This is a genomic window from Cryobacterium fucosi (genome assembly GCF_004403515.1).
GTDB lineage: Bacteria > Actinomycetota > Actinomycetes > Actinomycetales > Microbacteriaceae > Cryobacterium > Cryobacterium fucosi.
Genome location: NZ_SOHH01000066.1, coordinates 63,511 through 82,922, shown reverse-complemented (window position 1 = coordinate 82,922; position 19,412 = coordinate 63,511). Strand labels below are relative to the sequence as shown.

Below are 19,412 nucleotides of genomic sequence, written 5' to 3'. Positions count from 1 at the left end.
GGCGCCGGTCGACGCGGCCGAGGTCGGCCGGATGCTCGCCAACACGCAGGCCGCCCCCCTCGGAAACCGGCCGAAGTCCGGCCGGACCTCGCTGGCCGGCGTGCAAGACAAAATCGTTCTAGCGCACAAGGAGGATCACTGGTTCCAGGTTCTCGAGGGCTATCCGTCCACCTATATCATCAAGCCGCCGTCCGTCCGCCACCCGACCATCACGTTTGACGAAGAGTACGGCTTGCGTGCGGCCAAGGCCGCTGGCCTCACCAAGTTCGACGCGTGGATCGAAGACTTCGGCGGGGTTCGTGGCCTCGTGATCGAGCGGTACGACAGGTCACCGGACGCGCCGCAGGGACGCATCCATCAGGAAGACATGAATCAGGCCCTGGGCGCATCGAAGAACGAGAAATACCAGGAGTTCGGCGGAAAAGTGTCACTCAAGCGCGTAGCGGATGTCTTGGGACGCAACGGCGACCGGACCTCTGTTGACCAGCTCCTCACACTCCTTACCGTCTCGCAGGCTGTGGGCAACCTCGACATGCACGGCAAGAACATCAGCATGCTCCACCTGCACGACGGCAGCACGAGAATTGCCCCGGCATATGATGTGGTGCCGCAAACTCACCTCGACAGCGACGGAAAAATGGCGTTGGCCATCAACCGGAAGTATGTGCACGCGACAATCACCATCGACGACCTCATCGCAGAAGGTCAGACATGGAAGGTTCGATCGCCTCGCGCGATCATCACCTCAGCGCTTGAGGCAGTGGACATGTTCGTCCGTTCGGAGAACCCCGCCCCGAACGCCTACGCCGGGCTTCGGGACGACATTGCCAGGTTCACCAGAAACCTGCTTGACGGACGCCCAACCGGCGGCATCAACTAGGTCGTAGGGTTCAGAGCACAGTGACGATCGACCGTTGGGGTACCGTTCCGCGCGCGCACGAGCAATGTGATTACGCCGGCAAGGCTGCTGGAATAGGCGTGGGTGGAACGGCCCGAAGAGGTTGGGCGTCGAAGTCGGTCTGGTGTGTCGCGCGATGCCCGCTGACCTCCCCTTTCGGGCTCGCAGAGAAGACGGGCTTGACTCTGTGACTTTCATCGGTTTGTGGCGGCGTTTTGTGATCGCTTTTTGGCGCTTGTCGTCGTCAGAGTGTGCCGCCGGACGGCTCAGCGAGTGGGATGGGGGCGCGCGATCGACGGTAGAACGTCGTTCGGGACATTCCGAGGTCGCGCGCGACCTGTGCCACCGGTTCACCACCATCGATGAGTTGGCGGGCGCTGCAGATTTGGCTGTCGGCGATGATCCGCGGGCGGCCGCCTAAGTCCTTGCCTGCGTCGCGGCGCTTGGCGATCGAGTCGACCACCTGCTCTCTCTTGATCTCGTGTTCCATCTGATCGAGCGCAGCCATGATGGTGAAGCCCGAGCCGTGGAGTCCAACCTACGGGCCTATGAGCAAGGCTATATTGCTAAAGCTTTCCTTGGGGCGGTCGAGCGTCGAATGTATTTTGCGCGGCGCGGACTTCCTCGATGTTGTCTTCTGCCCAGGATTTGAGCTGGGCAACGACTCTCAGGAGCGAATGCCCAAGAGGCGTCATTGAGTATGTGACCGAGATAGGCACGGAAATTTTCACCGATCGCTCGACTAGGCCATCGCGTTCCAAAGCACGGAGCGTTTGCGTCAGCATCTTCTGACTCACACCTGCAATCTTTCGACGAAGTTCCGAGTATCGAAGCGGCTGAGTCTCTAAAGCTGTCAGCGCTAGGACGATCCATTTGTCGGACAAAGTCGCCAGCAATTGACGACTTGGACAAGTTGAGAGGTAAGCGTCATATTCGCTTTTCGCCATGCGTCGCCGCTGTTCTGCTGTTGTCGTTGACATGGCCAAGACCTTCCTTCGGATACCAACGCACTTTTGGGTGCCTACTTACTCATGAAGAGCAGAGTTGCCAGTATGACACGGGGAGATTCCCTACTTCAGAGGAGATTCATGCGTACTGCAGTTGTTTCAACGCCCGGCGGACCCGAGGCCATTCAAATCGTGGATCGCCCGATGCCCATTCCGGGCGAAGGGCAGGTTCTCATCCGCGTCGAGGCCGCGACGGTGAATCCCGTGGATGCGCAGACTCGAGCAGGAACCTATCACGACCTGGGATGGGTAACGGTACCCGAAGTCGGCCTCGGATGGGATGTCGTTGGCACTGTCGATGCGCTTGGCCTTGGCGTCGAAACTGTCGCGACCGGCGACCGGGTGGCCGTGCTCATCGGTGGAGTGGATCGACCCTACAGCGCCTATGCGGAATGGATCTTGGCATCCGCAACAGACATAGCCCACGTTCCCTCGACCCTCACTTCGGCGAGGGCCGCAACTATCCCCCTCAATGCCACAACAGCTCATCAGGCTTTGAATCTCTTCGGACCTCCTGACGGCCGCAGCTTGCTCATTACCGGAGCGGCCGGTGCCGTCGGCAACTTCGCAGCAGAGATGGCAGTACGACGCGGCTTCGCTGTCACGGGACTCGCCCGCCCGACCGACCGCGACGTTGTTCTTAACACGGGCGCGTCGTTCATGGACACTGTGCCGGCCGGACTGGTCTTCGACGCCGCACTCGACGCAGCGGCAATCGGCGACACGATTGTCGCCAGCATCTGCGACAACGGCATGTACGTGGGAGTCGTCCCACCCGCAGTACCGGCGATGACGCGTGGGATCACGACGCAGGCGATCATGGCATCTGCAGACGGACCACTGCTTGCACGACTTCTCGACTCTGCGTCGCGGGGTGAAATCAGCACTCGTGTTCACTCACTTCTGCTTCTCAACGACGCGCCGGAAGCACACCGGCTGATGGAAGCGGGTGGCCTGCGGGGCCGGATCGTCCTCGTCCCCAACCTCTAGTCACACTCACCGGCAAATCGCGCGACGAGACCCACGTGCCCTGGATCCAGTCGTCTGGATCCAGGGCAAGCTCCGCTCACGCAACAAGATTGCGCAGGACGATGCGCGGACATGCCTCTTGCTCGGCCCCGTTGTCTTGCAACCCGGCCGTCTCGCAACCATGGGATACGCGACAGACGGGCCAGTTCCTAGATGCACCATAGGACGATCACAGGACGCCGCCGTAAATCGCCAACAGCCACAATTTCTGTGGAGTTTGGCGCTCTGTGGCGGTGTTCTGTGATCGCTCCGTGTCGCCAGTTGCCGATGACGAGGATGTCGTCCATCACGGTGGTCAGCCACGGGCGGTCGGGTTTTCCGTCGGCGCCGACGATGAGGATGTCGAGTTCGGTGTGGTCCGATTGCCAGGTTTGGTTTGGGTGTTCCGCGCGGCGGCGGAAGACGAGCTCGTGTTTGTCCCGGTACGAGACCGGCCCTTCAAGTGCCAGGGTGACAAGGGCCGGATCGAGCGCCTGGGCGATCTGCCGCACGGTCGCATAGCTCGGCGCTGGCAGCTCACGTGCTTGCGCATCTTTGGCGGCTAGGCGATGCAACGTGGCGATACTCGGGCGTGGCCGAGTGAGTGCCAACCGTTCGACGAACGCGACCGTCTCGGCTGAGGTCCGGCGGACACCCCTATCGGTTCGTGGATGAGGATCGAGGGCCGAAACGCCGCCTCCCCGGTAGAGCTGGTTCCAGCGCTGCAGTGTCCGAGCGGAGATCCCGGTCTCCTGGGGGAGGACAGCGAGCGGGATATGGTTTTCGACATGCAGCCGAAGAACACGCCACCGCTCCGCCGCGTCCACGATTAACCTACACGGTCGTGCTCTCGCGAGCCGCGATGGCGTGCTGATGCCGGTAGAGGGTGGCCCGGCTCCACCCGACAAGTTTCGCCGCGTCCTCCGCGGTCCGGCCCTTTGCCCTTGCCTCGGTGATGAGCTTGAGCTTGTCGGCGACGACGACGGGATCTGACAGGGGCCGGCCGAACTTGGTGCCGCCTTTCCGGGCGGCCGTGATTCCTGCGTTCACCCGTTCTGTGATCAGCTCGCGTTCGTACTCGGCCAGTGTGGCGAGCATGTTCAGCATCAGGCGGCCCGACGTCGTCGATGGGTCGATGCCATCCGAGATGCTCTTCACCTGCACGTCCCGCTCCCGGAGCAGCTTCACCGTGTTGAGAACATCGATCAGGGACCGTCCGAGTCGATCGACTCGCCAGACGACGACGGTGTCACCCGGCTTGGCGTACTCGAGCAGCTTCTTCATCCCCGGGCGGGAGATCGCCGTCCGACTGCCCGAGGTGACGTCGGCGAAAATGTCCCGCTCCTGCACACCCGATTTGACCAGGGCGTCGACCTGCAACTTCGCGTCTTGGCTCCTGGTGCTGACCCGCGTATACCCGAGATGTCTCACCGAGCCATTCTGCCTCAGAAACTGCTAGAAGCAGTGGAGCAAAGACAACTCACGGTAAGACATGTTTCCAAGACAGATCGAGCCCCGGAAATCCGCCAGTTCTCCCCACGACTTGGAAGAGCATTTGCGTGCCTCGAAATGCTTTAGATTATTGGGACAGGTTAGTCACGAGCGATTCGAGCTCCAGAAGACGGGCGGCACCGAGGTCGGTGAGACGAATGGCCCTGCTGTCGGCCCGCCGTGTAACCCAACCCTGGGATTCCAAGGCCCCGAGTATCTGTGCACCGACCTGGCCTGCAGTATGAGCGCGCCGACCGGTCCAGTCCAAACACCCTCTCGCCCAAGGGCGACGACCTTGTTGAGGCTGAATACGGAACGCGGCTGCGATCGGCCCGTCCGGGAACGGCTCTGGTGGAGAGGACGGCTCACCGATCCTCAGTTCGGTCACCACCCCGGACGCCAGCAGCAGGTCCGCAATCCGTAGCCCGAGGTCTCCGGCAAGGTGGTCGTAGCAGGTTCTCGCTGAGCGAAGTTCCTCCGAGACGTGATGCTGCCGCAGGGACCGGACCTCAGTTCGCGGGGCGATCGCCTGGAGCGCTTCGATCGCGATTGATACGTCGCTGTTCGCAAGCCGGAAGAGGCGGTTCCGGCCGCGTTGGTCGACCACCACGATTCCTGCGGCGAGCAGAACCCGAAGATGTTCGCTCGCAGTGGATGCGGACACGCTTGCCGCCCGAGCCAGGTCACCTGCCGGAATTGCGCGGCCACCGAGCAACGCAGTAACCATTCGACCGCGCGCAGGGTCGCCCAACGCTCGGGCCGGAACCGCAATGTCCGGTTCGCCATTCATGCGGGGCGGGCCTCTCGCAACGCGGTACGGGCGGCCTCAGCGTCTTCGACGATGAGAACCTTGCGATTGTCATGGTCGCTGTATTGACCGAGAAGAACGATTCCGGCGTCGGTGAGCGTATTCATCATCCGCCCTAGGGCGCCCGGCACGTCAGCGTCAAGTTCCGCGAGGACCACCTCTCGAGCGACCACGGGACCTATGCCTGCCGCTTCGAGCGCACGTGCCGCGACGACCGCGTCGGCCACAAGGTAGTGCGCTACGCCTGACCACATGCCCCCGCCCTCGAGTCCGACCCCTGCCTTTCCGAGCGTTCCTCCGATTCGGGCGAGAGAGTCCGCGCCGTCGGGTGCAGAGATCTCGATGTCGAACATCACCGCACCTCAATGGCTGGTTCGAGCGTCACCTCGGTCGTCAGGCTATTTGCTATGTAGCACTGCTCATGAGCCTTGTGCAGCAACCTTTCCACCCGCTCAGCCGTTGCGCCCTGGACGACAATTCTGGGTCGAAGCACGATTCTCGTCAAACGGAGAGGACGCTGATCGTCGGGCATGACCCCCTCCGCGTTGTCGTGGTATTCGAGTACCTCGACACCAGCGAGCGCCGCAACAGCGAGAAACGACAGGAGCTGACATGAACTCGCAGCCGCGACGACTAACTGCTCCGGATTCGGCAGCTTGCCGTCTCCACGAAACGCTGAGTCGGCACTTGCTACGACCCTGGTCTCGCCCATGGTTATGTCGTGCCGGCGGCTGTAGCTGTCGTAATCCTGTGTGCGGCCGGCCCAGTGAAGCGTGCTTGCGTACGAATGTGTCGTCATGAGTCAACGTTATGGCCGTATCGCTTCGTTGCTCACCGAAGCGTCGTTTCTTCGGTCGCCATAGCCGCGCTCAGGACTGCCCAGCGCTCAAACACGGCATTCTGCAGTCATAAAACACCGCCGTTTATCGTCGTAAACCACACTTGACTCCGACGCGGCACCCGGAACCCACCATTTGGTGACAGTCCCACAAGGGGTTGGCGGTTTCAAGTGACACCCCAACTGCTCTGCGGCGGCTCCAAGTCCTAACGGCGGATTCTGTGCCCGCCAGGGTCCGGCTTACGGGCATCACATGCGGCCGCGTCAGGGACGCGCAGAAAATGCTCAGGCGAGCAGGCTCAGCACGGCTTGGGCGAACGCCTTCGGGTTCTCCTGAGGAACGTTGTGTCCAATGCCAGGGAGGACTCTATGGTCATAAGGGCCGGTGAAATACTCTCGGTCCTCTCCCGCGCTGGGGCCGCCGACACCGTCGTCCCCGCTTTCGAGCACGACGGTTGGAACGGTGATCTGCGGCTCTTGCGCGATCAGGTCTTCGAGTCCCTGGTACTGAGGGTCGCCCTCGACGAGTCCATAACGGTGGCGGTAGGAGTGGATGACGACGTCAACGAAGTCGGGGCTGTGAAGGCTTGGAGCGCTCGCGGGAAACGCCTGGGATGCGCCACGCCACGTCGGTGACCAGGTGCGCCACAGCAGCTCGCACAGCTCGTCACGGTTTCGGTCGAGTCCGCGACGCCCTCGCGCCGAGTGGAAATAGTACTGATACCAGTAGGTTCGCTCCCGTTCCGGGTCGGCAGGTTCGCCGGCAGACGCGAGGTTTTGCATGTTGTAGCCATCCACGGAGACGAGCCCGGCGACACGTCCAGGTTCCAGCGCGGCTGCGATGCACGCGGCCCGGCCGCCCCAGTCGTAACCCGCAACGATCGCTTTCTCGATGTTGAGAGCATCCATGAAGTCGATGAGGTCCTGCCCGAGGGCGCCTTGTTGTCCTGAGCGGATCGTCGTGTCATCGAGGAAACGAGTGGGACCGAAGCCGCGAAGGTAGGGCGCGAGTACGAATGCGTCTTGGTCGGCGAGGATCGGAGCGACCTCGTCGAAGGCTCGAACGTCGTATGGGAACCCGTGCAAAAGAATGACCGGCGTTCCGCCGGGATCGCCTGAAAACTCGTATCCGATTTCCAGGACGGGCGTCGCGATGCGACCGAAGGACGTAAAGCTCATACTTATATTCTTGCGCACTGACCTGTTCGCCCCGGTCTTCCGAAGGGGAAGCCGCCCGCACAGCGTTCGTCAAACGGGAGGAGCAAGACTCCCGAGTGGGCGAGAACTCTGCAGAATCGCTTCGTGTCGAAGTCGGCGGTCTGGCCGGGCGACGAGGCCGTCTAGTCTGGCTGCATGGTCAACACCGCTCATCCCGCCGTCGACCGGGTTCGCGACGCACTGCGCGGGTACGGGCTCGTCCCCGAGATCCGCTGGTTCGACGATGCGGCGACGACCGCGCCGGCCGCTGCGGCCGCGCTCGGCATCGAGGTCGGCGCGATCGCGAACTCCCTCGTCTTCACGCTCGACGACGAGCCGCTGCTGGTCCTGACCTCCGGGGCGCACCGGGTCGACACAGACTGGCTGGGGGAACGCCTCGGCGGAACGATCGGGCGGGCGTCGAAGGACGTGGTCAAGCGCGCGACCGGGCAGGTGATCGGCGGAGTGGCGCCGGTGGGGCATCCGTCACCTCTTCGCACCCTGGTGGACGTCGCGCTCGCCGAATTCCCGGTGGTCTGGGCCGCCGCGGGCCATGCCCATACCGTCTTCCCCACCACGTTCGACGAGCTGGTGCGGATCACCGCCGGCGAACCGAGCGTCGTCGCCCCCTGAAACGACGGGGTCAGACCTCGCGGGCGGCTCCGTCGGCGGCGCGCACGACGAAGAGGTCGGGCGTGCCGAAGCCGTGGGCGGTGAAGGCGGCGGTGACGGCGGCCGTGACGGCCGGGATCAGGGCATGGGGAGTCAGGGCGATCGCCGCCCCGCCGAACCCGCCGCCGGTCATCCGTGCGCCGATGGCACCGGCGGCCCGTGAGGTCTCGACAGCGAGGTCGAGTTCGGGCACCGAGATCTCGAAGTCGTCGCGCATGGACACGTGCGAGGCGTCGAGGAGGGCGCCGATCGCGGTCGGGCCCTGCTCGCGGAGGGTGCGAACGGTGTCGAGGACGCGCTGGTTCTCGGTGACCACGTGCCGCACCCGGCGGAAGGTCTCGTCGTCGAGCAACTCGCGGGCCCGGACGAGGTCGTCCACCTCGAGGTCCCGCAGCGACGAGACCCCCAGTAGCCGTGCGCCGGCCTCGCAGGACGCTCGACGGGAGGCATAGCCGCCGGTCGAGTGGGCGTGGCTCACCCGGGTGTCGATGATCAGCAGCTCGAGTCCGGCCGCATCGAAACCGAGCGGGATGACCTCGGCATCGAGGCTGCGGCAGTCGAGGAACACGGCCGCGTCGGCCCGGCCGAGCAGGGAGGCGGACTGGTCCATGATGCCGGTCGGCGCCCCGACGGCCCGATTCTCGGCCAGCTGTCCGACCCGGGCCAGCACGCGCCGATCCAACCCGAGCTGCCAGACGTCGTTGAGTGCGACCGCGACGGCGCTCTCGATCGCCGCCGAGGAGGACAGCCCGGCCCCGATGGGCACATCGGAGTCGATGAACACCTCGAAGCCGGCGACCGCGGCCAGGTCGGCGCCGAACTGGCCGAGCGCCCAGGCCACACCGAGGGGGTACGCCGACCAGCCCTCGAGGTTCTCCGGGGTGAGGTCGTCCAGCGACAGCTCGACGGTCTCCTCGGCGAAGGAGCTGGCCACGCGGATCAGCCGGTCGGCGCGCACCCCGAGCGCCACGACGGTGCGGCGGTCGATCGCGAACGGGAAGACGAATCCGTCGTTGTAGTCGGTGTGCTCACCGATCAGGTTGACCCGGCCGGGAGCCGACCAGAGCCCGGTCGGTTCCGTGCCGAAGCGGCTCTTGAAACCGGTGGTCACCATCTGGTGGAGGTCGGTCATGACTGCGCCTTTCCGGGGAGGTTGGTGGCCTGCGCGGCCTCGCCGACAGCATCCGCGGCGGCGTTCGCCGCGGAATCCGCCGCATCCGCCGCATCGGAGCGTTCGAGCGCCGCGCGAATCGTCGCGGCGGCCTGCTCGGGGGTGACATCGCCGATCCAGGCGCCCATGGCGGCCTCCGATCCGGCGAGGAACTTGAGTTTGTCCTCGGCCCGGCGCGGGCTCGTCACCTGCAGCATCAGCCGGATCTCGTCGCGCCGGGTGTTCACCGGGGCCTGGTGCCAGGCCGCGATGTACGGCGTCGGCGTGGCGTAGACGGCGTCGATCCCGCGCAGCAGCCGGCGGTAGAGCACCGCCAGCTCGTCGCGCTCGGCCAGCGTTGTGCCGGCGAAGTCGGGCACGTGGCGGTGCGGGAGCATGTGCACCTCGATCGGCCAGCGGGCGGCGAACGGCACGAACGCGGTCCAGTGTTCGCCGGTCAGGATGACCCGGTCCCCGGCCTGCTCGGTAGCCAGGATGTCGGCGAACAGGGTCGGCCCGTACGAGTCGAGGGAGGCGATCACCCGCTGGCTGCGCGGCGTGACGTAGGGGTAGGAGTAGATCTGGCCGTGCGGGTGGTGCAGGGTGACGCCGATCGCCTCGCCGCGGTTCTCGAACGGGAACACCTGCTCGATCCCCGGCAGCTGCGAGAGCGCGTGGGTGCGCTCGGCCCACGCCTCGATCACGGTGCGCGCCCGGGTGACCGACAGGCTGCCGAACGAGCCCTCCGTCGCCGGGCTGAAGCAGACGACCTCGCAGCGGCCGACCGAGGTGCGGATGCGGCCCAGCCCGATCGCGGCCAGGTCGTCGAGGCCGGTGGGGGCGTCGGCATCGCTCAGCAACGGCCCGAACGAGGGCGACTTGTTCTCGAACACGGCCACGTCGTAGTTGCTCGGCACCTCCGACGGATTCTCGGGCGTCGACGGCGCGAGCGGGTCGAGGTGCGCCGGCGGCAGGAACACCCGGTTCTGGCGAGCCGCGGCGATCGACACCCATTCCCCGCTCAGCGGGTCCTGGCGCATCCGGGCCGTGGGGGGACGGGGGTCGAGCTCACGGAGATCGGGGGCGCGCTCCGGCGGGAGCGTGCTGTCCGGGTCGTCGAAGTAGATGAGGTCGCGGCCATCCGCGAGGGTGTGGCGGTGGCGGATGATGCCGGTGTCGGCGACGAAGTCTTCTGTATTCATGGCACTGACCACGATAACAAATTTGCGTATCCGAAACTAGAGGTTTCAGATTGAAAACTAACGCAAACTAAGTGAAGATTGCCTCATGTCCGAAATTGACCAGCCGAAGGACCAGCGCTCGGAACCGCGGCCCGATCGCGAGGCACTCCCGCCGCACCAGCGGCGCGAACGCATCCAGATGCTCGTCGACGAGCGGGGGTTCGTGCGGGTCAGCGAACTCCGTGCGGCCTTCGGGGTGTCCGGAGTGACGGCCCGGAGCGACCTCGACGCCCTCGAAGCGGCCGGGTCACTCCAGCGCGTGCACGGCGGGGCGGTGCCGGCCCCGACCGCGGGAACGGGGGCCAGACCAAACCGGGAGTCCTCGTTCGAAGAGGCGCTGGCCGCATCCGTTCTGCCCAAGCAGCAGATCGGCGTGCTCGCCGCGTCGCTCGTCGCGAGCGGCCAGAGCGTGATCCTCGACGTGGGAACGACCACGCTCGCGGTGGCCCGGGCGCTGCTCGCCCGCACCGAACTCACCGACGTCGTCGTCATCACGAACGGCCTCAGCATCGCGCTCGAGCTCGAACCGGCCATTCCCCGCTTCACGGTGATCGTCACCGGCGGGTCGCTGCGCCCGCTTCAGCATTCCCTGGTCGAGCCCCTGGTCCAGGCCGTGCTCGGCCAGGTGCACGCCGACCTGGCCTTCATCGGCTGCAACGGGGTGGACGCGGAACGCGGCGTGACCAACATCAATCTCCCGGAGGCCGGCGTCAAGACGCTCATGCTCGCCGCCGCGACCCGGGCCATCGTCGTCGCCGACGGCTCGAAACTCGGCCAAGTGCACCTCGGCCGGATCGGCGCGCTGAGCGCCTTCGACACCCTGGTGACGGATGCCGACGCCTCCGCCGGCCTCGTGGCGCCCCTCCGCGACGCCGGTCTGACCGTTCTCCAGCCGGACTAGGCTGAAGCCATGCGAGCAGCGACAGGCATACAGTACGAGTTGCGGGCGGCCACCCCGAGCGGACCGGCCCTGGCTATCGTCACCGAGGTCGCGGCCGGACTCCGGGTGTATTCCGTTGACGGCATAGACCTGGTCGAGCCCTTCCCCGCCGAGGCGATCCCGCCCAAGTCGGCGGGCATCGTGCTTGTTCCGTGGCCGAACCGCATCCGTGACGGCGTGTGGCTGTATGACGGCGTGCAGCGGCAGCTCCCACTCAACGAGCCCGAGGAGCGCAACGCCATCCACGGGCTGCTCAGCGTCTCGCCCTATCGGCTGCTGGACCGCAGCACGGCCGCCGTCACCCTGGCCGCGATGGTGTTCCCCCGGCTCGGCTACCCGTTCCAGCTCGACACCACGGTCAGCTACGCCCTCACCGACGACGGGCTCGACGTCACCCACACGGTACGCAACGTGGGCACGGATGCCGCCCCGGTCGCCATCGGCGCCCACCCCTACCTTAAGATCGGCGGCGTTCCCACCGACGACCTCACGCTGACAGCGGCCGTCGGCACGCGCATCGAGGTCGACGAACGGCTGAACCCGGTCGGCGAGACGGCCGTGGACGGCACCGACTATGACCTGCGCGGGGGCCGGCCGGTGCGTGACCTCGATCTCGACGACGGCTTCACCGCCACGATGCGGGAGGCCGCCCCGCGCGGTCACGGCGACGAGCTTGACGACGACCCGCGGGGCGACTCCAAGGGTGCGGTGGAGCACTCGCTGACCGCACCAGACGGCCGCAGCGTCATCCTCTGGGGAGACGAGAACATGCGCTACGTGCAGGTCTTCACCCCGCGCAACTTCCCGGTCGACACCCCCGGCGGGCCGGCCCTGGGGCGAGCGGTCGCCGTGGAACCGATGACCGCTCCGGCGAACGCCTTCAACACGGGGGCCGGCCTGCGCTGGCTGGAACCCGGCGAGACCTGGACGGTGCGCTGGGGCATCCGACACACCGGCCTGGCAGGGTGAGACGCCCGGTGGGCGACCGCTGATCTGGGCGTCCGCAGTCAGGACAGGACGTCCATGACCAGTTCCTCGTTCTCGCTGTGGGAGATGAGCGAGAGCACGTAGCCGGCGGCGAGCAGCGCGAACGGCAGCGCCACCAGCACCCAGCCGATCGGGCTCAGCCCCCACGAGGTCGTGGTGGGGTCGACGCCCTCGGCCACCGTGCCGGCGAGGAGCCCGAATCGGCTCATCAGCAGGTACTCGCCAAGAATGAGGCCGATCGTGGCCAGGACCGGGGCGATGAGCGTCTGGAACAGGTTCTCGCTGCCCTTGTTCCGGCTGAAGTAGACGATGATCGCGACGCAAACCAGGACCTCGATCAGCACGATGGCCACGACGGCGAGGCCGCTGAACCAGTAGAACATGTTCAGCACCGGGTCTAGCTGGAAGACCGCGAAAACCGCGATGACGAGCCCGGTAACGACCGACGTGACCACGGATGCCGTGCTCGGCGCGCCGCGCAGGTTCACGTGACTGAGCGGCGCGGGCAGGGCCCCGCCGCGGCCGAGCGCGAACAGGTACCGGCTCGACGCGTTCTGGAAGGCGAGCAGCCCGGCGAACAGGCTGGACAGAACGAGGATGCCCATCACGGTCGCCATCCACGGTCCCACGTACTGCGTCGCGAGGGAGAAGAGCACGGCGGCCGGGTCGGCCAGCGGCACGCCGTCGAGGGTCGAGAGCTCCACGGTCCTCTCGACCACGGAGGAGGCGCCCATCCCGGTGACCATGGCGAACGCGGTGAGCGCGAAAAGCACCGTGATGACACCGACGGCCAGGTAGGTTGCCCGGGGCACGACCTTCTTGGGGTCCTTGGACTCCTCGCCGTAGATGGCCGTGGCCTCGAACCCGATGAAGGAGGCGAACGCGAACGCGAACGCGATCCCGGCCGATCCGGTGAGCCCGCCGGCGAGGATCGCGGTCGGGTTGAACGATGCCCAGACGTTGATGCCCTCCGGTCCGCCGTCGGCGAGGATCGCGACCGAGGTCACGACGAGGGCGGCGAGCTCCAGGAGCATGAGCACGCCGAGGACCTTGGCGCCCACGTCGACGCTGAGCAGGGAGAGCAGGGTGACCAGGACCCAGGCGAGGAGCGTCCACGCCCACCAGGGGAGCAGCCCGACCTGGGCGGCCAGGAGCCCGCCGAAGAAGCCGTAGATCGCGAGCTGGATGGCCAGGTAGGCGAGGATCGACACGAACGCCGACGCGGTGCCCAGGTGCTTGCCGAGGCCGCGGCCGACGTAGGCGAAGAAGGCGCCGGCGTTGGTCACCCGCTGGCTCATCGCCGCGTAGCCGACGCTGAAGAGCAGCAGGGTGATTCCGACGATGAGATAGGCCCCCGGGGCGGCCGCCCCGTTGCCGAGCACGATCGCCACGGGAACCGCGCCGGTCATCCCCACGAGCGGGGCCGCGGCGGCGACCACGAAGAAGACGATGCCGATCACGCCGAGCCGGCCCTTGTGCAGGGTGGTCTCGGGTTCGGCCTCGGTGTGGGTGGTCGTCATGGGTGTACTCCTCATCGAGTTGACAACGTAAATCGGGGGGTGACGGCGCCGGCCAACGGGTGCGGGGTGCATCCGGTGTCGCCGGCGGTGCGTGTGTGACGACTCTGCCCGAGTGCACGCGGGTGGAGTTGCCATTCCGGGTACGCCAGTTGACGACCAGCGACGAAACGGATGCCCGGTCTCCCGGTCAGCCGCGGCGGTAGCTGCTGGGGGGTTCGCCGAACGCCGTGCGAAAGATCCGGCTGAAATGCGCGGCGTCGATGAACCCCCAGCGCGCGGCGATCACGCCGACCGACCGGGGGGACAGGATCGGGTCCCGGAGATCCCGGCGGCAGTGTTCCAGCCGCCGCGACCTGATCCAGCCGGACACGGTGCTGCCGGCCGCATGGAACACATTGTGCAGCTGGCGGAGGGAGATGAAGTGGGCGGCGGCGATCACCGCCGGTGACAGCTCCGGGTCGCCGAGCTCGGCCTCGATGTAGCGGTGGATGCTCGTGAGCAGGTCGCCGCGGGTGGCGGGCCCCGGGTCGCGACGGATGCTCAGCTCGCTCTCGAACATCGTCGCGACCAGGTCGACGGCATTGTAGGCGAGCCGGTGGCCGGTCGCGCCGGAGAGGGCGTCGAGGTTCTCGGCCAGCCGCACCATGAACGGGCTGATCATCCGGCCGAGGCCGGCGTCGCCGGCCATCCTCACCGCGGTGAGCTGCGCGATGGCATCCGCCGGCAGGTCGAGCGCGTCGTGGGGGAACATCAGCACGAGGGTGCGGAAGTCCCGCTCGAAGGCCAGGGTGTACGGCCGGTTCGTGTCGTAGACGGCGAGGTCGCCCGGGCACAGGGTGGCCTCTCGGTTGTCCTGGATCAGGATCCCGCTGCCGGAGAGCTGCAGGTTGAGTTTGAAGTACTGCCGGTCGGACCGGGCGATGAGCGACGGGGTGCGGAGGACCTGGTGCCCGGTGGCCGTGACCTCGACGATGGAGAGGTCGTCGAGCACCCGTGAACGGAGCGTGCCGTGGAAGTCGGTGGCGTCGGAACGCACCTCGAGCGGGACGAACGAATCCGAGACGAGGGTGCGCCACTCGCCGAACGAGTTCGCCTCCGCGCTGCGGACAGGGTCGTCGCCGCCGCCCGCCGGGGCGGACGCGGTGGCCATGGTCATCGTCACGGTGGGCTCCTTTGCCGTCGCGTACAGACACGCTGTGGCAGTAACCTAGCCGGATTCGACGGGAATGTCACTCTTTTTTCAACGTACGTCGAATAACGTCGACGCGGATCAGTGGCCCGTCGCCAGCAACTGGAGATAGCCGTCGAGCTGGGTGATCAGCTGATTCGGCGAGTGGTCGGCGGGGGAGAGGGCCGCGGTGATCTGGGCGCCCAGCACGACCGTCATCAGATGCCCGACGATATCCGCGTCGCTGACCTGAGTGCGCACCTCCCCGTTCTCGCGGCACTCGGTGAGGAGGGCGCGCAGGGCCCGGCGCCACTGGAGCATCGAGGCGTCGTGCAGCTCCGCCTTCGCCGGGTCGCCGAGCGCCTTCTGCCAGAACGGGATGACGATCCGGGCCTCGCTGATCCGGATCTCGTCCAGCGGGAGGATCTCGTGGCAGTAGGCCCGCAGCGCGACGAGTCCCGTCCTTCCGGCCGTGGCCGCGCGCATCCGTTCGCTGGTCTGGCTGAAGACGTGCCCGAATGCGAAGGTGAGCAGGTCGTCCTTGGTCGGGAAATAGGGCTTCAGGGCGCCGTTCGCGAACCCGGCCTCTGCCGCGATTTCGCGCATCGTCGCGCCCTCGATGCCGTGCCTGGCGATGATTCGCCAGGTCGCGTTGACCAGCTCGACCCGACGCTGGTCGTGGTCGACGACCTTGGGCATGCTTCCCCCTCTCGGACAGAACTCGCAGGAATTGACCCTTGCCCCCGAGCATAGTGAGCCTTATTCTTCTACAACCATAGGAAATAAATGCAGTGACGCATTTGGATGCCCGGCGCATCCACCTGCCCGGCCCACAACCTCGAAAGGGTTCCCATGACACTCGCCTCCACCGACCCCACCACGGCCTTGCCTCCCCTGAACGGTGCGCACGCGCTGACCACGGCCGCCGAACTCGAGTCGGTCCGGGACATCCTGGGCGAGGCCGGCCTGCTCGGCGAGAGCGTGCGGGTGGCCTACCTGGGCCTGCTCGACCCTCCGCGCGGAGCCGAGTCCGGCGAGCCGAACCGGCGCTTCCGGGCGTTCCTGCACGACATCTCCGGCGCCGCACCCCGGGACGTCACGGTCTCGGCGACCCGGCGGGCCGTCGAATCCGTGATCGAGCTCGACACCGCGGTCACGGGGGAGCTGCCCGTGCTCGAGGAGGAATTCGGCGCGGTCGAGGAGCTCCTCGCTAACGACGCGCGCTGGCTGGCCGCGCTCGCCGCGCGCGGGCTGGACGTCGCCACCGTGCGGGTCGCCCCGCTGTCGGCCGGCGTGTTCGAGTATCCGGAGGAGAAGGGCCGTCGCATCCTGCGCGGACTCGCCTTCGTGCAGCAGTTCCCGGAGGACAGCCCGTGGGCGCACCCGATCGACGGCCTGGTCGCCTACGTCGACATCGTGAGCAAGACCGTGGACCAGGTCATCGACTACGGCGTGGTGCCGATCCCCGCCGAGCACGGCAACTACACCGACCCCGCGCTCACCGGTCCGCTGCGCGAGACGCTCAAGCCGATCGAGATCACCCAGCCGGAAGGCCCGAGTTTCACCGTCACCGGCGGAAACCACGTCGAGTGGGAGAAATGGAGCCTCGATGTGGGCTTCGACGTGCGCGAGGGCGTCGTGCTGCACAACATCGGCTTCGATGACGCCGGGGTGCGCCGGTCGATCATCCGCCGGGCGTCGATCGCGGAGATGGTCGTGCCCTACGGCGACCCGTCGCCCGTGCGGTCCTGGCAGAACTACTTCGACACCGGTGAGTACCTGGTCGGCCAGTACGCCAATTCGCTCGAGCTCGGCTGCGACTGCCTCGGGGAGATCACCTACCTCAGCCCCGTCATCACGGACGGCTTCGGCAACCCCCGGGAGATCCGCAACGGAATCTGCATGCACGAGGAGGACTGGAGCATCCTCGCCAAGCACAGCGATCTCTGGACCGGAATCGAGTACACCCGCCGCAACCGTCGCCTGGTGATCTCCTTCTTCACGACCATCGGGAACTATGACTACGGCTTCTACTGGTACCTCTACCTCGACGGCACCATCGAGTTCGAGGCGAAGGCCACCGGCATCGTCTTCACCAGCGCGTACCCGGGCAAGGGCTACCCGTATGCCTCCGAGCTGGCCCCGGGGCTCGGCGCCCCGTTCCACCAGCACCTGTTCAGCGCCCGGCTGGACATGGCCGTCGATGGCCTGACCAACCGGGTGGAAGAAGAGGAGGCGGTGCGCGTGCCGATGGGAGTCGGCAACGAACGCGGGAACGCCTTCAGCCGCAAGCGCACGGTGCTGGCCAGCGAGGCCGACGGGGTGCGCGAGGCCGAGATGCGCCGAGGCCGCACCTGGCTCGTCTCGAACCCGAACGTGCTCAACCGCCTCGGCGAGCCGGTCGGCTACAAGCTCTACCCCCAGGGGCAGCCGACCCTGCTCGCGGACGAGGACTCGTCGGTGGCGCGCCGGGCGGCGTTCGCGACCAGGGACCTGTGGGTCACCCGTTTCGCCGAGGACGAGCGCTACCCCACCGGGGACTTCGTCAACCAGCACGCGGGTGGCGCCGGCCTTCCCGCCTACATGGCGGCGGATCGTGACCTGGACGGGCAGGACATCGTGCTGTGGCACACCTTCGGTCTCACCCACTACCCGCGGATCGAAGACTGGCCGATCATGCCGGTCGACACAGCCGGGTTCAAGCTCAAGCCGGAGGGCTTCTTCGACCGCAGCCCGGTGCTCGACGTGCCGGCGAGCACCCCGGCCGCCGCGGGCGAGGACCACTGCCACCGCTGACCATCGGTAGCCTGTTCCTGTCTCAGAAGTCGACCCTCAGAAGTCGACCCTCAGAAGTCGACCCTCAGAAGTCGACCCTCCGGCGGGTGGGTCTGTCCATGAGGTTTTCGTCCCGAATTCAGGTGTAGAGCCCGGAACAGTGCGACGGATGCCCGCCGCCGCCTCGAATCGGGACTGTTCTCCTGAATTCGGAACACACTCGACGGGCTCGACGGGCTCGACGGGCTCGGGCGGGCTCGGGCGGGCTCCGACGGGCCCGGCCGGAGTGAACCGACCGCCGGTTTCGCAGTCTGGGGTTGATCGGGCAGGCTGGGACGATGGCCAGACCGGCAGCAACGCGACGGGGAGGAACACAGATGACCGAACACGCCCTGGCGCCGGCGCCACCACGCCTGAGCCCGTCGGATGCCGCCCGCCTGACGGCCCTCGTGCGGATGAAACGGCTCGCGGTGGGCCTGCTCCTTCTCATGGCGGTCGTCTTCGCCGTGGCCTTCGCGCTTCAGGACCGCTACCCGGCGCTGCAATACGTGCGCGCGGCCGCGGAGGGCGGCATGGTCGGCGCGCTGGCGGACTGGTTCGCGGTGACCGCCCTGTTCCGATACCCGCTGGGACTGCGGATCCCGCACACGAACATCATCGCCAGCCGCAAGGACGAGATCGGCGCGAGCCTGGGTGAGTTCGTCGAGACGAACTTCCTCTCCGAGGCCGTCGTGCGCGGCAAACTCGAGTCGATGGGCGTGTCCCGGAGGTTGGGCGCGTGGCTGACGTCACCGGATAACGCAGCCCGGCTGACCCAGGAGGTCGCGGTGGCCGGCACCGGGCTGCTCGAACTGCTCAGCGACGACGCCATCAAGGACCTGATCGAGACCGTCGCCCGCGAACACCTTCTGCAGGCCGATTGGGCACCTCCGATCGGGCGGGTCGGTGAACGCCTGGTCGAGTCCGGGCAGCAGCACGCCGTCGTGGATCTGCTGCTGGAGCGCGCCCAGGGCTGGCTGGTCGCGCACCCTGAGGCCTTCGGCCGGGCCGTGTCGCAGCGCCTGCCGGGCTGGCTGCCCGGTTTCGTCGACAAGCTCGTCGACGACAAGGCCCACCGGGAGGTGCTCGCCTTCCTCGACGCTGTCCGCACGGATGCCGCCCATCCGCTGCGGGGCGCCATCGACCGCTACCTCGTCGAACTCACGGCTGACCTGCAGCACGATCCCGCCATGATCACGCGGGTGGAGACGCTCAAGCTCGAGCTGCTCGACAGCGCCCGGTTGCGCGAATTCGCCGGGGAAACGTGGGAGTCGGTCAAGGCCTCCCTGGCCGACTCCCTCGGTGACCCGGCGAGCGCGCTTCGCGCCGGCATCCGCTCGACCGTGATCGAGGTCGGCGCGCGGCTGCAGAGCGACGGCGCCCTCGGCGCGAGGATCAACCGGTGGCTGGCCGACTCGGCCAGCCACCTCGTGCGCAGCTACCGGCACGAGATCGCCGGTGTCATCACCGAGACCGTCGAACGGTGGGACGCGACCGAGACCTCGGAGAAGATCGAGTTGCAGGTCGGCAAGGACCTGCAGTTCATCCGCATCAACGGCACGGTCGTCGGTGCCCTCGCCGGACTGGCCATCTTCGCGGCCGCGCAAGCCGTCGTGTCCCTGATCTGATCTGAACTGAACTGGGCCGGGCCTGCCGGCGGCGACACTCGCCAC

At 66.8% G+C, this 19,412-nt stretch carries 19 protein-coding genes and 1 pseudogene; 7 read left to right on the top strand and 13 right to left on the bottom strand.

All coding sequences use genetic code 11. From position 1 onward, the window contains the following. The first annotated feature begins 31 nt into the window (after window positions 1–31). Window positions 32–880 (top strand): type II toxin-antitoxin system HipA family toxin, encoded by an 849-nt coding sequence (locus tag E3T48_RS09530; protein ID WP_134523827.1) that lies wholly within the window; start codon window positions 32–34, stop codon window positions 878–880. A gap of 262 nt (window positions 881–1,142) precedes the next feature. On the opposite strand, the pseudogene E3T48_RS09525 reads toward E3T48_RS09530, so the two are convergent. Next, window positions 1,143–1,415: pseudogene (locus tag E3T48_RS09525) on the bottom strand (helix-turn-helix domain-containing protein); the annotation flags it as partial. Between the two features lie 49 nt (window positions 1,416–1,464). Further along, window positions 1,465–1,878 (bottom strand): winged helix-turn-helix transcriptional regulator, encoded by a 414-nt coding sequence (locus E3T48_RS09520; protein WP_134523825.1) that lies wholly within the window; start codon window positions 1,876–1,878, stop codon window positions 1,465–1,467. Between the two features lie 108 nt (window positions 1,879–1,986). On the opposite strand from E3T48_RS09520, the gene E3T48_RS09515 reads away from it, so the two are divergent. Continuing rightward, complete coding sequence (locus E3T48_RS09515) at window positions 1,987–2,895, top strand: NADP-dependent oxidoreductase (protein ID WP_166789686.1); 909 nt, start codon at window positions 1,987–1,989, stop codon at window positions 2,893–2,895. 188 nt (window positions 2,896–3,083) lie between these two features. On the opposite strand, the gene E3T48_RS09510 is transcribed toward E3T48_RS09515, so the two are convergent. The 6 genes from E3T48_RS09510 to E3T48_RS09485 form a co-directional block, all read right to left on the bottom strand. After that, complete coding sequence (locus tag E3T48_RS09510; RefSeq protein ID WP_241986751.1) at window positions 3,084–3,740, bottom strand: helix-turn-helix domain-containing protein; 657 nt, start codon at window positions 3,738–3,740, stop codon at window positions 3,084–3,086. 7 nt (window positions 3,741–3,747) lie between these two features. Further along, on the bottom strand, window positions 3,748–4,344 hold the full coding sequence (locus E3T48_RS09505; RefSeq protein ID WP_134523823.1) for a recombinase family protein: 597 nt from the start codon (window positions 4,342–4,344) through the stop codon (window positions 3,748–3,750). Between the two features lie 148 nt (window positions 4,345–4,492). Continuing rightward, a complete protein-coding gene (locus E3T48_RS17615) occupies window positions 4,493–5,194 on the bottom strand; it encodes an ArsR/SmtB family transcription factor (RefSeq protein ID WP_134523822.1) in 702 nt (233 codons plus the stop codon). Further along, window positions 5,191–5,565 (bottom strand): hypothetical protein, encoded by a 375-nt coding sequence (locus E3T48_RS09495; RefSeq protein ID WP_134523821.1) that lies wholly within the window; start codon window positions 5,563–5,565, stop codon window positions 5,191–5,193. Before E3T48_RS09495 ends, E3T48_RS17615 begins: the two co-directional genes overlap by 4 nt. Further along, on the bottom strand, window positions 5,565–6,011 hold the full coding sequence (locus E3T48_RS09490) for an OsmC family protein (RefSeq protein ID WP_134523820.1): 447 nt from the start codon (window positions 6,009–6,011) through the stop codon (window positions 5,565–5,567). Before E3T48_RS09490 ends, E3T48_RS09495 begins: the two co-directional genes overlap by 1 nt. Window positions 6,012–6,335: 324 nt before the next feature. Next, window positions 6,336–7,229: an alpha/beta fold hydrolase gene (locus E3T48_RS09485; RefSeq protein ID WP_134523819.1), complete on the bottom strand. Its 894-nt coding sequence runs from the start codon at window positions 7,227–7,229 to the stop codon at window positions 6,336–6,338. Window positions 7,230–7,403: 174 nt separating this feature from the next. On the opposite strand from E3T48_RS09485, the gene E3T48_RS09480 reads away from it, so the two are divergent. Further along, window positions 7,404–7,880 carry a YbaK/EbsC family protein gene (locus tag E3T48_RS09480; protein ID WP_134523818.1) on the top strand — a complete coding sequence of 159 codons (477 nt, stop codon included), beginning with the start codon at window positions 7,404–7,406 and terminating at the stop codon, window positions 7,878–7,880. Window positions 7,881–7,890: 10 nt separating this feature from the next. Here the strand turns inward: E3T48_RS09480 and galK are convergent, their stop codons facing one another. Beyond that, the gene (galK, locus tag E3T48_RS09475) at window positions 7,891–9,051 is read right to left on the bottom strand and encodes a galactokinase (protein ID WP_134523817.1); all 1,161 of its coding nucleotides are present in this window, start codon (window positions 9,049–9,051) and stop codon (window positions 7,891–7,893) included. Beyond that, a complete protein-coding gene (gene galT / locus E3T48_RS09470) occupies window positions 9,048–10,271 on the bottom strand; it encodes a galactose-1-phosphate uridylyltransferase (RefSeq protein WP_134523816.1) in 1,224 nt (407 codons plus the stop codon). Before galT ends, galK begins: the two co-directional genes overlap by 4 nt. A gap of 85 nt (window positions 10,272–10,356) precedes the next feature. Between galT and E3T48_RS09465 the strand changes: the two genes are divergently transcribed. Both E3T48_RS09465 and E3T48_RS09460 read left to right on the top strand, forming a co-directional pair. Continuing rightward, a complete protein-coding gene (locus E3T48_RS09465; RefSeq protein ID WP_134523815.1) occupies window positions 10,357–11,211 on the top strand; it encodes a DeoR/GlpR family DNA-binding transcription regulator in 855 nt (284 codons plus the stop codon). Window positions 11,212–11,220: 9 nt separating this feature from the next. Continuing rightward, on the top strand, window positions 11,221–12,219 hold the full coding sequence (locus tag E3T48_RS09460; RefSeq protein WP_134523814.1) for an aldose 1-epimerase family protein: 999 nt from the start codon (window positions 11,221–11,223) through the stop codon (window positions 12,217–12,219). A gap of 38 nt (window positions 12,220–12,257) precedes the next feature. Here the strand turns inward: E3T48_RS09460 and E3T48_RS09455 are convergent, their stop codons facing one another. From E3T48_RS09455 to E3T48_RS09445, 3 genes are all read right to left on the bottom strand, one after another. Further along, on the bottom strand, window positions 12,258–13,757 hold the full coding sequence (locus E3T48_RS09455; RefSeq protein ID WP_134523813.1) for an APC family permease: 1,500 nt from the start codon (window positions 13,755–13,757) through the stop codon (window positions 12,258–12,260). 187 nt (window positions 13,758–13,944) lie between these two features. Continuing rightward, window positions 13,945–14,913 (bottom strand): AraC-like ligand-binding domain-containing protein, encoded by a 969-nt coding sequence (locus E3T48_RS09450; RefSeq protein ID WP_134523855.1) that lies wholly within the window; start codon window positions 14,911–14,913, stop codon window positions 13,945–13,947. A gap of 114 nt (window positions 14,914–15,027) precedes the next feature. Continuing rightward, window positions 15,028–15,624, bottom strand: a complete 597-nt coding sequence (locus E3T48_RS09445; RefSeq protein WP_134523812.1) for a TetR/AcrR family transcriptional regulator — start codon at window positions 15,622–15,624, stop codon at window positions 15,028–15,030. 153 nt (window positions 15,625–15,777) lie between these two features. On the opposite strand from E3T48_RS09445, the gene E3T48_RS09440 reads away from it, so the two are divergent. Together E3T48_RS09440 and E3T48_RS09435 are read left to right on the top strand one after the other, a co-directional pair. Beyond that, window positions 15,778–17,721 carry a primary-amine oxidase gene (locus tag E3T48_RS09440; RefSeq protein ID WP_134523811.1) on the top strand — a complete coding sequence of 648 codons (1,944 nt, stop codon included), beginning with the start codon at window positions 15,778–15,780 and terminating at the stop codon, window positions 17,719–17,721. Window positions 17,722–18,077: 356 nt separating this feature from the next. Beyond that, window positions 18,078–19,367, top strand: coding sequence for a DUF445 domain-containing protein (locus E3T48_RS09435; protein WP_134523810.1), 1,290 nt, complete (start codon window positions 18,078–18,080; stop codon window positions 19,365–19,367). Window positions 19,368–19,412: the final 45 nt, after the last annotated feature.

Bases quoted from the DNA above. Each gene is read 5' to 3' on its own strand.
- E3T48_RS09530 (WP_134523827.1), top strand. From the start codon at position 32: ATGCTCGCCAACACGCAGGCCGCCCCCCTCGGAAACCGGCCGAAGTCC.
- E3T48_RS09520 (WP_134523825.1), bottom strand. From the start codon at position 1,878: ATGTCAACGACAACAGCAGAACAGCGGCGACGCATGGCGAAAAGCGAA.
- E3T48_RS09515 (WP_166789686.1), top strand. From the start codon at position 1,987: ATGCGTACTGCAGTTGTTTCAACGCCCGGCGGACCCGAGGCCATTCAA.
- E3T48_RS17615 (WP_134523822.1), bottom strand. From the start codon at position 5,194: ATGAATGGCGAACCGGACATTGCGGTTCCGGCCCGAGCGTTGGGCGAC.
- E3T48_RS09495 (WP_134523821.1), bottom strand. From the start codon at position 5,565: ATGTTCGACATCGAGATCTCTGCACCCGACGGCGCGGACTCTCTCGCC.
- E3T48_RS09490 (WP_134523820.1), bottom strand. From the start codon at position 6,011: ATGACGACACATTCGTACGCAAGCACGCTTCACTGGGCCGGCCGCACA.
- E3T48_RS09485 (WP_134523819.1), bottom strand. From the start codon at position 7,229: ATGAGCTTTACGTCCTTCGGTCGCATCGCGACGCCCGTCCTGGAAATC.
- E3T48_RS09480 (WP_134523818.1), top strand. From the start codon at position 7,404: ATGGTCAACACCGCTCATCCCGCCGTCGACCGGGTTCGCGACGCACTG.
- galK (WP_134523817.1), bottom strand. From the start codon at position 9,051: ATGACCGACCTCCACCAGATGGTGACCACCGGTTTCAAGAGCCGCTTC.
- galT (WP_134523816.1), bottom strand. From the start codon at position 10,271: ATGAATACAGAAGACTTCGTCGCCGACACCGGCATCATCCGCCACCGC.
- E3T48_RS09465 (WP_134523815.1), top strand. From the start codon at position 10,357: ATGTCCGAAATTGACCAGCCGAAGGACCAGCGCTCGGAACCGCGGCCC.
- E3T48_RS09460 (WP_134523814.1), top strand. From the start codon at position 11,221: ATGCGAGCAGCGACAGGCATACAGTACGAGTTGCGGGCGGCCACCCCG.
- E3T48_RS09455 (WP_134523813.1), bottom strand. From the start codon at position 13,757: ATGACGACCACCCACACCGAGGCCGAACCCGAGACCACCCTGCACAAG.
- E3T48_RS09450 (WP_134523855.1), bottom strand. From the start codon at position 14,913: ATGACCATGGCCACCGCGTCCGCCCCGGCGGGCGGCGGCGACGACCCT.
- E3T48_RS09445 (WP_134523812.1), bottom strand. From the start codon at position 15,624: ATGCCCAAGGTCGTCGACCACGACCAGCGTCGGGTCGAGCTGGTCAAC.
- E3T48_RS09440 (WP_134523811.1), top strand. From the start codon at position 15,778: ATGACACTCGCCTCCACCGACCCCACCACGGCCTTGCCTCCCCTGAAC.
- E3T48_RS09435 (WP_134523810.1), top strand. From the start codon at position 18,078: ATGACCGAACACGCCCTGGCGCCGGCGCCACCACGCCTGAGCCCGTCG.